The organism is Natronobiforma cellulositropha (assembly GCF_025629245.1).
Taxonomy (GTDB): domain Archaea; phylum Halobacteriota; class Halobacteria; order Halobacteriales; family Natrialbaceae; genus Natronobiforma; species Natronobiforma cellulositropha.
In genome coordinates this window covers 95,157-110,061 of the sequence record NZ_JANZXN010000009.1, presented here as the reverse complement: position 1 = coordinate 110,061, position 14,905 = coordinate 95,157, and the positions used below count along the sequence as shown (strand labels likewise).

The 14,905-nt window shown below is 62.3% G+C and carries 4 protein-coding genes; 2 read left to right on the top strand and 2 right to left on the bottom strand.

What is annotated here, in order from left to right; all coding sequences use genetic code 11:
• Positions 1–92 precede the first annotated feature (92 nt).
• On the top strand, positions 93–10,391 hold the full coding sequence (locus N0B15_RS04675; protein ID WP_263018338.1) for a CARDB domain-containing protein: 10,299 nt from the start codon (positions 93–95) through the stop codon (positions 10,389–10,391).
• Positions 10,392–10,953: 562 nt separating this feature from the next.
• On the opposite strand, the gene N0B15_RS04670 is transcribed toward N0B15_RS04675, so the two are convergent.
• Positions 10,954–11,946 (bottom strand): hypothetical protein, encoded by a 993-nt coding sequence (locus N0B15_RS04670; RefSeq protein ID WP_263018323.1) that lies wholly within the window; start codon positions 11,944–11,946, stop codon positions 10,954–10,956.
• A 225-nt stretch (positions 11,947–12,171) separates the two neighbouring features.
• Positions 12,172–12,786: a Pvc16 family protein gene (locus tag N0B15_RS04665; RefSeq protein ID WP_263018322.1), complete on the bottom strand. Its 615-nt coding sequence runs from the start codon at positions 12,784–12,786 to the stop codon at positions 12,172–12,174.
• Between the two features lie 301 nt (positions 12,787–13,087).
• On the opposite strand from N0B15_RS04665, the gene N0B15_RS04660 reads away from it, so the two are divergent.
• Positions 13,088–14,884: a phage tail sheath family protein gene (locus N0B15_RS04660; protein ID WP_263018320.1), complete on the top strand. Its 1,797-nt coding sequence runs from the start codon at positions 13,088–13,090 to the stop codon at positions 14,882–14,884.
• Positions 14,885–14,905: the final 21 nt, after the last annotated feature.

Genomic DNA, 14,905 nt, shown 5'->3' with positions numbered 1-14,905 from the left:
AATACCGGAGCGGCGTACACGAACGAACGGGGGACGTCACCGAGAACTGAGAGCGGGCAGGAGCGACGGCACGCGAGCGCGGAGCGACAAGGATGAGTACGGACGGGCACACACGTCTCGAGCACCGCACACACACCGCCGGCGACCCGAGTTCACGTATATTCTCGCTCGGTAGCGCCGCCGCCGACCGCCGGTCGTTCTCGAGTGCACTGACGCTCGTCCTCGCGCTGTCGGTCGTCCTCCTCGGCGGACTCGTCCTCGGCGGACCCGTCGGCGTACTGGCCGACAGCGACGACGCGAACTTCTCGATTACCGACTTCGACGTCGACGAGAGCGTCCTCGTCGGCGAGACGATCACCGTCTCCTACGAGATCAACAATACCGGGACGGAAAATAGCACGCGAGACATCCACCTCACCGTCGACGGCGAGGTGAAGTCGAGCGACACGGACGTCTTCCTCAATCAGAGCGAGACGACTTCCGGCACGCTCACCTACGAGACGAGCGAGAGCGACCGTGGCACGCTCGAGGTCGGTCTGACGACCGGTGACGACGACGACTCAGCCCCGGTCGAGGTGAACGCCGAAGCCGAGTTCATGGTCTCGATTGACGACGTGAACGAACCGGTCGAGGGTGAGGACCTCGTCGTGACCGCCTTCGTGGAGAACGTCGGCGACGAGACGGCGACCCAGACGGTGACTCTCACGCGAGACGATACGGGTGCGGAAGTCGACGATACAGACATCACCCTCGATGGTGAGGACAACACAACGACCGAGTTGACACTCGAGAACGCCGAGGCTGGTAGTTTCAACGTGACCGTCTCGAGTGAGGACGACAGCGCGACCGAGACGGCGACCGTGTTGACGGAAGCCAGCTACGAGATCGACGCGCTCGAGGCCGACAACGTCACACAGGGGGAGACGTTGACGGTGAACGCCACGGTCACGAACACCGGTGATGTCAACGGCACGGCGCGCATCAACGCCACTCTCGGAGACAACGAGAATACGGAGGAGGTCGACCTCGAGCCGAGCGAAACGAAGACGGCATCGATCGACCTCGAGACAACTGGTATCGAACCGGGTGAGGTAACCGTGGAGGTCGATGTCGATGGAGAGACGAAAACCACGAACGCTACCATCCACAGCAGTGCGTTCTACGCGGTCGAGGATCTCACCGTCAACGACACCGTCGTCGGCGGCGAGTCACTCACCGTCGAGGCGCTGATCAACAACACCGGAACCGCCGACGGCGACAGGCAGGCGGTGACCCTCGAGGTCGACGGCGAGGAGGTCGATACGACGAATAGCACTCTCGATGGTAATGCCGATCAGACGGTCGAACTCACCTGGGACGAGACGGACGAACACAGTGGAGACAACGTGACCGTGCTCCTCTCGAGCGAGGATACAGACGCGAGTGCGACCGTTCAGGTGCTCGAGCCAGCGAACCTCTCAATCACCTCCGTCGGGACCGACAACGTCACACAGGGTGAGCCACTCGAGGTACAGGTCGGAATTACGAACGACGGTGACGTTAACGCGACAGCCGACGTCACCGCGACCGTCGAGAGCGTCGAGAACACGGAATCGGTGACGGTGCCAGGAAGTGAAACGGTCTCGACGACAGTCGTACTCGAGACGGAATCTCTCGAACCCGGGCCGGTCGACATCGTGGTCGAAGCCGATGGAGACGAGGAGACGACGGAGGCGAGAGTGCTCCGTCCAGCGAACTTCTCGGTGACGATCGACGAGGGGACAAATGAGTCGGTGAAACAGGGCCAGGAACTCACCGTCTTCGCGACCATCGAAAACCGCGGCGAGGTCGAAGGCACCCAGTCGATCGACTTCAGTTTCGACGGTGAGACCGTCGGCTCGAGGTCCGTTACCCTCGACCCCGACGGAGCGGCCGACGACGCCGAGATGCTCGAGTTCGTCTACAACGTCCCATCGAACACGTCCATCGGTGAGACGCCGATCAGCGTCTCGAGTGCGAACGAGACCGCGACGAGGAACGTGAGCGTCGAGGACGGCTCGAGTTTCGACCTCGAGATCGACGAGAACGCCTCTAACGACTCGGTTATGCAGGGTGAGACACTCACCGTGATTGCGAATGTGACGAATACGGGGACTGCAAGCGGAACAGATGATATCTGGCTCGATGCAACGACGATCGCGACAGACGGTGACGGCGAAGTGGTTAAAGAAAACGTCACAGTAAACAAAGGTAGTACGGAAAGACTGTCTTTCAAGTATTTAGTACCGGACGATGCAGAGACCGAACAGAAGGAGATACTTGTTAATAGTGCCAGTCACGGCACTTCGCAGACATTTACTGTCGAGATTTCGGAGGGGTCATCGTTCCAAATAGATCCGATTGAGAACAAGACCAGCAGACAGGGCGAATCGTTCGAGGTCACCACCAACGTCACCAACACCGGTCCGGCGAACGCGACGAAAAACATCACGCTCGAAGCAGAAGGTGACCTCAATATTGTAGGGGAAGAAACCATCGAGCAGACCCTCTTCGGAAACAACGGCTCTGCACAGGTGAGCTACACACTCGAAATCCCGGATGATCACCCCACTGGGACACTGGAGGTGAACATTTCGAGCGAGGATGATTCACAGGTGTTTACCCTTACCGTCGAAGACGGCTCCGACTTCCAGTTTGAGCCGGTCGATAACAAGACCAGCAGACAGGGTGAGTCGTTCGAGGTCACCACCAACGTCACCAACACCGGTCCAGCGAACGCGACGAAAAACATCACGCTCGAAGCAGAAGGCGACCTCGAGATAGAAGAAGACACCATCGAGCGGACTCTCTCCGGCGACAACGCGACTGTGGAAGTTACTTTCGAGGTCACGGTCCCCGACGACCACCCGCTCGGGCCACACGAGATGAACATCTCGAGTGAGGACGACTGGCAGGTGTTTACCCTCACGGTCGAGGACGGAACTAACATCGAGGTCGGTGCTATCGACAGTCCCGCTATCATCGGTCACGACGAACTCCTGACGGTGAGTACCACGATCAGCAACGACGGGCCCGCAACCTCGACCCAGAACGTCACGCTCCGGATCGACGGAGTCGTCCAGAACAGTACTTCGATCGAGTTAGGAAGTAACGCAATCGAGACGGTCACGTTCACCGACCTCATCTCTTCGAGTCTCGAGGGGAACACGACCCTCGAGATTTCGAGTACCCGCCACGGACAGGAAGTCAACGAGAGTACGACGGTTGAGGTAATCGCACTCAATGATATTGCCGGAACGGTTATCGACGGACTGGACGGGGGAGACACGCCAGCGGCCAACGTACCGGTTGCGGCTCACCCAGAAGGAGAGGTCGCCAACGCCGGGACCAACGAGACTCTGACGAACCAGGCTGGCGAGTTCGCGTTGCGGCTGGTCAGCGGCCAAGCGTACGAACTACGGGCGACGAAAGTGTCCGAGAACACGACGATCATCGCCACCGAGACGCTGGTCGTCGATGGCGACAAGGACGACATCGAACTCGAGTTGACTCCGGAACTCGATGGAAACGGGACCGCAGACGAGCCGTTCCAGATCACGACGGTCGGTGAACTCCAGTGGATCGATCGGAACCGCAGTGCCCATTACGAACTCCGGAACACACTCAATGCGAGCGAGACGGCCACCTGGAACGGCGGTGCCGGGTTCGAACCGATCGGTAGCGAAGACGACCCGTTCACTGGCCATTTCGACGGGAACGGTCATGTGATCTCGAGCCTGACGGTCGACCGAACTGGGCAAGACCGTGTGGGTCTGTTCGGCGAGGTTGGAGGCGACGGGACGGTCGAACGAGTTGGGCTGGCGAACGTCTCGGTCACCGGTGGGGACGAAGTCGGTGGGCTGGTCGGCCGCCTCGAGGGTGGAGTCGAACGCTCTTGGGTGGACGGATCTGTGCTCGGCAACGAACGTATTGGTGGACTGGCCGGAAACAATCGAGGCAGTGTGGGTACGTCAGCGTCGTACGCAGCAGTCAGTGGCGTCAACGAGGTTGGCGGTCTAGTTGGGTTCAACGACGCGGACCTTGACGAGGTAGTTGCAGTGGGGACGATCGAGAACGAGAGTATCCATGTCGGTGGATTGGCCGGGAGAACGACGTCGTCAGGAAATACCATTGGTGTAGGATACTGGGACACGGACTCGACCGGTGTCGATACGGACGGAACCAGTAACGCAATCGGTTTGAGTACTTCCGAACTGACAGGTGTTGCTTCCCAGAGCCTCAACCTCACGTACGACGACGGCGAGTGGCTCGCGACCGATAGCTATCCAGTCCATCGGTGGCGAGTGGCGGAGTACAACCTCTCGGTCAAGCCGGACCAGTTACCTGACGGCGGTGGAGCAGATCCAACGGTTACCGTCACGCTGGTCGATGGAAACACAGTCGAGGCGACGAAGACTGCGGTGTTTACCACGTCGCCGATCGATAGTGGTGCAGAAGTTTCGGTCGACGAGGAGACAAAGCGAATCAATTCGACGACGGCAGGAAGCCTCACCGTCACTGCCGCTGATGAGTTCGAATACTTCGATGACAGTGTCGAGATTACGGTTCTGGATCCGGCCGAGTTCGAGGTGAAAGTTACTGCGTTTGCCGAGAACATTCGCGTCGGAGACGAGTTCAGCGTGACGGTAACTGTTAACAACACCGTCGCTGACCGAGACGAGAAGGATGTCGAGCTAAAATTCCCTGACGGCGAAGGCGGGTTGCAAATCGTTGCCGCCGAGAATCTTAATCTAGGACCCGATGAGAAACGTGAGAACATCACGCTCACTTGGACAGTCGATGACGCACTCGAGAGTGGCACGTACGACGTGGAGGTCGCTACCGACGACGACAGCGAGACGTTCGAGGTAGAAGTTTACGGATTACAGTCTGTCACCGGCGTAGTTACCGACGAACTCGCAGGCGAGACGCCAGCAGGAGTCGAGGTCGAGGCAACACCTAGGGACGGGAGCGTTTCGACGGATGTCGGCACACTTTCGACAGAAACCGACTCAAGCGGCCAGTATGCGTTACAGCTCATCGACGGTGTCGAGTACAACCTGACGGCGACACGGACTGCTACCGAAGGAACGACGCTCGTCGACCACAAGCCGGTTGCGGTCGATGGGTCCACAGAAGTAGACTTCAGCCTCGCACCGGAATTCGACGGAGACGGAACGAGCGACGCGCCCTTCGAAATCAGCAACGTCTACGAACTCCAGGGAGTCGCCAGTAATCTGAGTGCCCACTACACCGTCGTCGAAGACATCGACGCGAGTGAAACGGCACTGTGGAACGACGGCGACGGGTTCGAGCCGGTTGGCAACGAGAGCGTTCCGTTCGAGGGAGCAATCGAAGGGAACGGACACGTAATCTCGAACTTGACGATTGATCGAAATACCACACAGAACGTGGGTCTGTTCGGCGTGGTCGGTGAGCACGCTTCTGTCGAGAGCCTCGTACTCGAGAACGTGAACGTCAGCGGTAGTAGTCAGGTGGGTGCGATTGCGGGCGAATCGCACGGCGACATACGTCTCGTTGGGACCTCTGGGGACGTGAGTGGGAATAACAACGTCGTTGGTGGCATTATCGGAAAACAAGAAGAAGGTGGCACACTCGAGATGTCCTATGCACAAGTGAACGTGAGTGGGGCGAACTGGGTTGGCGGCGTTGCTGGGGAGAACCTCGGTACAGTGGAGGAGGTGTACGCTGCAGGGACGGTCACCGCCGAAGGAGGCAACAATATCGGCGGGATCGCTGGCGATAACTTCGAAGACATTACAACCGCTTACTGGGACAAGGATGTCTCCGGTTTCGACGAGTCGGATGATGGCGAAACACCGCTGAGTACCGACGAGATGACCGGCAGCGCGGTCGTCGAGTCGATGAACCTCTCGTTCTACGAGTCGTGGATTCCGACCGATGGCTATCCCGCGCTCTCACACCAGAGCGCACTCGAGGGGACGGGCGAGGCGGACGACCCGTACCGGATTACGAGCGCGCGAGACCTCCAGGAAGTGCTGCTGGCCCCGGATAAACACTACGAACTGCAGAACGACATCGACGCCTCGGCGACTGCAGACTGGGACGGCAGCGGGTTCGAGCCGATCGGAAACGAGGGCCGAGCGTTCACCGGGACGTTCGACGGGAACGGGTCCGTGATCGACGGCCTGGTGATCGACCGTGACGACGAGTACGTCGGCCTGTTCGGCGTGATCGGCAGTGGCGGAACGGTAGAGAACGTCAGGCTGGCCGATGCGAGTATCGACGGGCCGGACACAGTCGGCGGGATCGCCGGCAAGAACCACGGGACCATCTACGCCGTCGGAGTCAGTGGCAGCGTCGGCCCATCCAACGAAAACACTAATGGACGGACGGCTGGCGGAATCGCTGGCGTAAACGACGGAACGATCGAACAGTCGTACGTTTCGGCATCGGTCTCGGGCAGCCAGGCCGGTGGGCTGGTCGGGGGCGACCCGAAAACCCTCCGAAATTCCTACTGGAACGAAGAGATTGCAACCGATATCTCGTCCGACAGCAACGCGACGACGACGGACGAGGTGACCGGTTCGAGCGCCCTCGGCCTGGGACTCGATTTCGAGGGGACCTGGGCAGCTTTCGACGATGAGGAGCCCAGACTCGCCGACGAAGTCGAAGACGTCACCGTCGAGTTCGAAGACCAGGTGATCCTCCCCGGGTCGTCAACCAACGCCACCGTCGAGGTGACACTCAGAGATGGGATATCTACCACAGCAACGGAGACGGCGAGATACAGTGCGAGCCCTCCCGAGAACGTGACGATCGACGAGTACGGCGGTGGGCGTGTCGATGGAGTGCTATCTGGGGAAGTGCTCATCGAGGCAGCCGTCGGGAACGTAACCGGTCAAAAGTTTCTCGAAATCAACACCAAGCCGGAAATAACGGAGTTCACCGCCGAGAACACGATCAACCGGACGGTCGCCGTCTCGTTCCAGTCGAGCCTCCCACTCGAGAATATTACTGCGTCGGTCACACGAACGCACTATCTCAATGGAACGGTGCCCTCGGACGAGCCAACGCAGAACCTGACCGAGTTCTCAGAGACCAGACTCGGTGACAACTACGTCTACACGACGACGTTCGACGGCGACGAGGAGGGGCGGTACAACGTCACTCTGGAGGAAGCGGTCGCCGGTCCAGAGTCCGAAGATGGGGCAGAATCGAACAGTTCGACGGTCATACTGGACGATTCCCTGCCAGCGATTTCGTCGTTCGAGGTGACGAATCCGGTCTTACAGCAGATCAACATCTCGTTCCAGTCGGACAGACCGCTCGAGCAAATCGTCGTCGACATCGAAGCGGACGACGGGAGCGACGAGCGGACGCTCACGGACTTCCACGAGCGAGACAACGGAGACGGTACGTACCTGTACACGAAGGCAATCGACGGTCACGAAGCGGAGTACAACGTCACACTCAGACACGCCGAAGACGCGGATGGAAACGACGGCGCGTTCGATCAGTCACGAGAGATCGATCTCGGAACCGAACCGCCGGAGATCAGTGACTTCGTCGCCGAGAACATCGCCGATCCGTACGTCGCGATCTCGTTCACGTCGGAGTGGCGGCTCGAGGAAATCGAAGTTGCAGTCCAACGCGACGGCGAGACGATCGGCAGTGTCGACGAGGACGATGCGTCGTTCAGCGAGACCGAAATCGGTGGCCGGTACGAGTACAGCGTCGTATACGACACAGAGAACGACGACGCAGACGGCGAGAGAGCGTACGTGTTCACACTCGTTCAGGCGATAGATGGAGACGACGCAGACGGTGCCATCCCGAGCCAGCACACGGAGACCGTAGTCGTCGACCCGGAGTTACCCGTCATCACCGCCTACGAGGTGGCTAACCCCGATGCACAGAACGTCACCATCTCGTTCCGCTCGGACGAATCCCTCACCGAGATCGAAGCGATCGTCAGCGGTGCCGAGAACGCAACGCTCACCGAAGCGAACTTCACCGCGACGGTCGACGAGTGGGAGTGGGACACTCGAACCTACACGGCGACGTACGTCGGTGGCAGTAGCGGCGAGTACACTGTGACGCTCGAGCGGGCGATCAACGAAGGCGACCACAACGGAGCGAGTGGCCAGGTTGGAATTGTCTCGATCGAGTCGGGAGGCGGTGGCGCGCCAGTCATGCCGATGCCACCGCTAGAGCCGGAACCCGAAACGCCGGAGGAGACAGCACCGACACCACCCGACGTCGACGAATCCAGCGTCGACATCGGTCTCGAGACTCCCGACCGATCCGCGATATCGGTCCGCAACGCCAGCGCCGGTGAGGCAGTCCGGATCGACCCGAGCGAGCAGCACCCGCTGGCGGTGCTCAGCGAACTCGAGCGCTCGAGCGTCCGCGCGCTGAGCATCACCCTCAACGAAGACGTCGAGGCGCTCGATATCGGCGTCAGCGGCTACGAGAGCGCAGACGCGCTGCTCGAGGCGGGCGGCGACGAGGAGACGAACCGGTGGGTCGAGAGCTTCCAGGCGGAGACCCGCTCGCTCGACCTCGGCTATCTCGTCCTCGAGTACGCGTTCGATCCGGCGCTCGCCGAGGGAGCGACCGTCGAGTACGCCGTCGAGCGGGAGGTGCTCGAGGAAGCCGGAACCGGTCCCGAGCACGTCTCGCTGTACCGGCTCGAAGACGAGGGCTGGACCGAGCTCCAGACCGAGTTCGTCGGCGAGGACGCACGGAGCTACTGGTTCGAATCCGAGTCGCCCGGTCTCTCGGCGTTCGCCATCGGCGCGAACGCCCCCATCTTCGAGATCGGAGAGGTCGAGTTCCCCGACGGGGAATACCACCTCGGAGATACGATCACGGTGTCGGCGCTCGTCACGAACGTCGGGTCGCTCGAGGGGAACTTCACCGGCGAGTTGCGCCTCGGTGGGACCGCCGTCGAGACCGAATCGGTCGTCCTCTCGCCGGGGACCGAAGAGACGGTGACGTTCGAGACGACGCTCGAGGACGAGGGATCGGTCGACCTGGCGGTCAACGAAGCGCTCGCCGGAACGGTGACCGTGATCGACGACAGCCTCCCGACGGAGTTCTGGTACCTGTTCGCCGTCTTCCTCGTCTCGATGGTCGCCCTCGGGCGGTTCGTCTCCGGGCTCGATCCGGGCGACGAGTTCGAAGTCGTCGAGGACGTGCCCGGGCGAACGCTCGCGGTCACCGTCGAGAACCAGGACGGCGAGCGCCTCGGTGGGGCGAGCGTCCACCTCGAGCGACTCGAGGACGGCCGAGCGCGCAGCCGGACGGGCGCACGGACGCAGTGGGCGCTGCGCCACGGCACCGAGGACTTCGGCCGCGAGCCGGCGCTCGACACGACGGCGGTGTCGGCGACGCTCGTCGGCCACGCGAGCCTGGCGGCGCAGGCGGTCGCCGACGAGATTGAAGCGGTCAGACGCGCCCGGTGGGACGCCAGGATGGCAGCCGAAGAACGCGGCGAGGACGAGCCAGCGACGCTCGACGCCGTCGGCATCGCGGACGAGTCGGATCCGGGCTACCACGGCGAGACCGACGAGGACGGGACGGTGACGTTCGAGAACCTCGAAGCGGGAACGTACGCCATCTCGAGTACACACGGAAAGACGGTAGCCGGAGACGCGGTCGACCTCGACGACGACCGGGCGCTGACGCTCGCGCTCGACGAACACGTGATCGTCCACGACGACGTCAGGCTCGAGTGGCTCGGACACGCGAGCGTCCGTATCGAGGCCGCAGACGGCACCGTGATCTACCTCGATCCGTGGGGGACGGCACTCGACGAGAACCCCGTCACCGCCGACGTCGTTCTCGTCTCGCACGACGACCGCGACCACTACGATCCGGCGGCGGTCGAGGCGGTCTCCGGACCCGAGACGATGGTCGGCATCTACGAGGGCGTCGACACGAGCGCGCTCTCGATGGACAGAGAGGTCGTCTCGCTCCCCTACGACGGCGTCACCGTCGTCGGCGGCGTCTACGTCCGGGCAATCCCGGCGTACAACGACCCGAACGGCAACCACGTCGACGACCACGGCCGGCCGTTCCACGGGGAGCGCGACGGCATCGGCTTCGTGCTGACGGTCGGCGAGACGACCATCGCCTTCCCCGCCGACACCGACTTCCTGCCCCACCACGGGTCGCTCTCGGCCGACGTGTTCTTACCGCCGATCGGCGGCCAGTACACGATGGACCGCCACGGGGCCGCCGCGTTCGCACGCAGCCTCGAGCCCGAACTCGTGATACCGATCCACTACGACACGTTCGAAGCGATCGAAGCCGACCCGGCGGCGTTCGCCGCCGAGCTAGCGGACGACGACGTGACCGTCGTCGTAACCGATCCGAGTCCCTGACGCCGTCGGGCCGTGGCGGCGACGGGCGTAGTGGGCTGTTCTCGAGTGTTCGCCGGCGGGTTCGGCTGGCCACCGGATTCGGCGGACGAGCGAGTGGTGGAAACGGCAGAACTATTCTATTTCGAGACATTCATCGTCGTCTGATAGCAACGAGAACGCTGCCGGTGGGCCCAGGCCTGCACGCCCCGGTGGGTGCGGCGTCCGTCTCCGTGGGCGACGGCGTGTCGTCTCGGTCGCGGTCACCGACCGGAGAGCTAGCTACGGGTGGCCTACTCGCTACGGGACGCGACAGCGATCCGGGCCGGGAGTCGCCGACTGCTCGGCAACCGACGAGCGCATCGGGCCGGCCACGAACGCGGGCGAGTGCGGGTTCACTCGAGGGGTGAGACAGGAGACGAAGCGGAACGGTGTGGCGAAGTGACGGAAATTGTGAGTGAACACAGCATCTCTCGTCGTCGGCTTCCGTGTGTATCACAGCCAGCCAGAGGTCGGGCGTGTGTGGCAGCAACGGAGAAGGGACTGACTGCTGGACGGTGGCAGCAACCGGTGTCGGCGCGGACGCTCAGTTAGAGCGCGCCGAGGCGGTCTCGCCGACGTCGCTCGAGCCGTCCCACTCGAGGACGAAGGTGTCTCCCGAACGGGCGTAGATCGAGACGGACCTGGTGTCGTCGTAGAAGAGGTCGAGTCCGAGCGGAAGCTCGTAGGTCGCCGTCTCGAGGGAGAATCCCGGCGGGAGTTCGAGGGTGCCGATCTCGCCCGGTCGCAGCTGCATGTCGATCTCGAGTCGGTAGAACTCCTGGTCGGTGTCCTCGATACGCGCCTTCCAGAGGTCGACGAGGTCGTCGCTGTCGTTTCGGACGACGAGTTCGCGGACGCCACCGTCGTCGTCGGGGTCGCCGCCGTCGGTCGCACCCTCGAGTTCGGGTTCGTGGGTGTGAATCTCGAGGATCGAGAGGTCGGTCCGGATGTACGACCGGTTCTTCTTCTGGAACGCGAAGAACAGGGCGAGTGAGGACGCGACCCAGACGACGACGAACGTCGTCCCGACGAGGCGACGGTTCAGATCCATCAGCGCGGTCGACGCGCCGGTGATCGCCGCGACCAGGTAGCCGAGCAGGTACGCGATACCCAGTGCGAGGACGAGACCGAGGAGAGCGACGATGACCCCCGTCGAGGTCCGGCTTCGCTGGCGGATACCGGTCTTGACGATGGCTGCCTCGATCAGTCCCCGCTGGTCGAGCGGCCACGTGAGCAAGAACAGCGCGCCCGCGATGAGCGCTGCGCTCCCGGCGATGACCGTCGTGTAGCCGCCGACTTCGACGACGGTCTCACTGTCGACGCCGATGCCGATCAGCGTGATGATGCCGCCGATGAACCCGCTGACTAAGAGTCCGACGACGACGGCGAGGATCTTTCCCGAGAGCTGACCGAAGGGAACGAACGCATCGATCTTCGCGACCAGGCGTCTGATCCCCCTGCCGAACGCGGCGAAGAGCGCGAGGATGAGTCCCAGTATCGTGGCGAAGAATCCGACGATGGTAGATACCAGGCTCATAGTCGGTGCGTCGGCGGGCTAGCCGTTTCTGTGTGCTCGTTCGTCCCGTCGTGCCGGGTGCTACTCGACCGGTCCCACCCGCTTCCGTGGCCACCATTGAAAAGCATGATTGTAATCTGTGATCTCCTTGATATGGATTGCCAAGAACAGGGCTTAATAATTATGGTCGGGCGTGAAGGGATGGGTCACCGTACCACGCCAGCGCTCGAGCGGGCGCAGACGGAGTCAGGCCGGGTCGTCGGGAAGCCGGTCGACGTCGATGTCGCGCTCTGTGACCTCCGTGAACGGCTCTTCGATGGTCGAGTCGATCGCCACGGGACTCACCTCGTAGAGGACGGAGGGCTGGAACGACGCCTCGGTGAACGTGTTCCACAGCGTCTCGAGTTCCTCGCCGCCGTCCGGGTTCATCGAGAGGTGAAGCGGGTCCTCCCCGCGGAGCGAACCCTTGAGGTCGTCGCTCTCGATGATCGACGTGTCGTGGAGCACCTGCATCGCGAGACCGATCACGCTGTGCTGGTCCTGGACCGTGGCCGTGTCGTCGGCACGCCCCTTCGAGGGGTACGCCGTCAGCATGTAGTGGAGGTCGAGTGACAGCGACGGGTTCTCCATGGTGCCGTCGCCGGTCCGCCGACGGCTGACGCTGCTCGCGTGCGTGCTCTTTCCGATCTTGTAGAGGTACAGCGAGAGTCTGACGTCGGATTCGGCGTCGACGTCGTCGGGCGAGGCGAGGACGATCTCGTTGCGGTCGATTCCGACCGCGTCGTCTCGAGCGGCGATGCGGTCTCTGAGGACGTCCAGCAGCGTCTCGCTCGCGTCGGCGATTGCAGAGTAGCCTGCCATCACCGCCCTCCGCATGCGGGTGAGCGGTCACCCAGCGAGTGCCCGTCGGTGGTCTCGAGTTCGAGAGCACCCCCGACGTGGTGGTCGGTTACAGTCGACATCGATCCGACATGGTCACCCAATGGTTAAGATTGTACCGTTCGTGGGGACGGTTACGACACCGTTCGGCAATTACCATGTCCACATGTGTCATGGTGAGCGACCGGTGGTGGCGACTTTTCGGATCGGCGTCGATGGAATTATATATCATTGGTCCGCAACAGAAAGTGACTTAGTATGACAGATCAGAGTGTGGTCCAAAATGGCTGAGTACCTCGCCCCTGGCGTGTACGTCGAAGAAACCGAGAGCGCGGAGAAATCCGTCGAAGGTGTGAGTACGAGCACTGCAGGCTTCCTCGGGCAGACTGAGCGCGGTCCGCTCAAGCCCCAGCTCGTCACCAGCTTCGGTGATTTCAAGCGCAACTACGGTGGATTTATCGACGACTCGTTCCTCGCGCACGCCGTCAACGGCTTCTTCAGCAACGGTGGAACGCGGTGTTTCGTCGCCAGAATTACGGACGACGACCCCCAGAACGCCGCGAAGGCGACGCTCACCGACGGTGACGGCAACGACGTGCTGGGCGTCCGCGCCGTCGGACCCGGAGACTGGGGCAACTCGATCTCCGTGACGGTCAGGGACGCACCGATGTCCAGCGACGAGAACAGCATCTTCAACATCGTCGTCCGGTACTGGTCGACCGACAAGAGCGAAGTCAGCGACCCGGGTTCGGACGAACCCGACCCGTCGCCCGACGCGCAGGAACGCTTCGACGAGGTCAGCGGAGACCAGGGCTCGACCCAGTACTACGAGAAGGTCCTCGAGGGATCCTCGACGCTCATCGAAGTCGAGCGACTCGGTGAGGGACGACCCGAGAACCAGACCGTCTGGCTCGACCTCGACAACGGCGGCTCCGTGAGCACCGACGGCGGTGCCACGGCTGCGGACGCAGGCTCGAGTTCGTCCTCGAGTTCGAGTTCCTCGAGCGGGTCGAAGTCGAAGTCGGGATCGAAGTCGAAGTCGGGGTCGAAATCCGACGACTCGCCGGTTCCCGACGACGACAAGCTCGACGACATGACCAAGTCCGACCTGAAGGACGTCGCCAAGCCGCTCGGCGTCGACACGAACCAGAAGAAGGCGGACCTGAAAAAGGAGCTCAAGGAGCTGCGCGACAGCGACGACGCGCGCACCGACGGCAGCGGCGACGAGGTCACCGTCGGCGACTACGTCGGCGACGACACGCCGGGCGCACGAACCGGTCTCTCGGCGTTCGAGCAGATCGACAACATCTCGATCGTCTGTGCGCCCGACGAGAACGACGTGCCCGGACTCACCGACGCGCTCGTCACCCACTGTGAGAACATGGGCGAGCGCTTCGCCGTACTCCAGGCGCCACAGAATCCCGGTGCCATCTCCGACATGGAGACGCCGGTCGACTCGACGTACGCGGCGTACTACTACCCGTGGATCGAAGTGATCGATCCCGGTACGGGCGTCAAGGAACTCGTCCCGCCAGGCGGCCACATCGCCGGCATCTACGCGCGCAGCGACACCCAGACCGGCGTCCACAAGGCCCCGGCGAACGAGGTCATCCGCGGCGCACAGGGCCTGCAGGTCAACATCACGAAAGCCGAACAGGACATCCTCAACCCGAAGGGCGTCAACTGCATCCGTAAGTTCCAGGGCCGTGGCATCCGCGTCTGGGGCGCACGGACCACCTCGAGCGACCCGAGCTGGAAGTACATCAACGTCCGCCGACTGTTCCTCTACGTCAAACAGTCGATCGACAACGGCACCCAGTGGGTCGTCTTCGAGCCGAACGATCAGGACCTCTGGGCTCGCGTGAGCCAGACGGTCGAGAAGTTCCTGACGACGACCTGGCGCGACGGCGCGCTCATGGGAACGACGCCCGACGAGGCGTTCTACGTCAAGTGTGATCGCTCGACGATGACACAGGACGACATCGACAACGGCCGGCTGATCGTCGAGATCGGTATCTCCCCGGTGAAACCCGCGGAGTTCGTGATCTTCAGAATCGGCCAGTGGACCGGCAGCTCATAGACTCCCGTCCCACACAATCTA

What these genes read in the sequence shown, in the direction of transcription:
- N0B15_RS04675 (WP_263018338.1), top strand. Translation starts at nt 93, where the DNA reads ATGAGTACGGACGGGCACACACGTCTCGAGCACCGCACACACACCGCC.
- N0B15_RS04670 (WP_263018323.1), bottom strand. Translation starts at nt 11,946, where the DNA reads ATGAGCCTGGTATCTACCATCGTCGGATTCTTCGCCACGATACTGGGA.
- N0B15_RS04665 (WP_263018322.1), bottom strand. Translation starts at nt 12,786, where the DNA reads ATGGCAGGCTACTCTGCAATCGCCGACGCGAGCGAGACGCTGCTGGAC.
- N0B15_RS04660 (WP_263018320.1), top strand. Translation starts at nt 13,088, where the DNA reads ATGGCTGAGTACCTCGCCCCTGGCGTGTACGTCGAAGAAACCGAGAGC.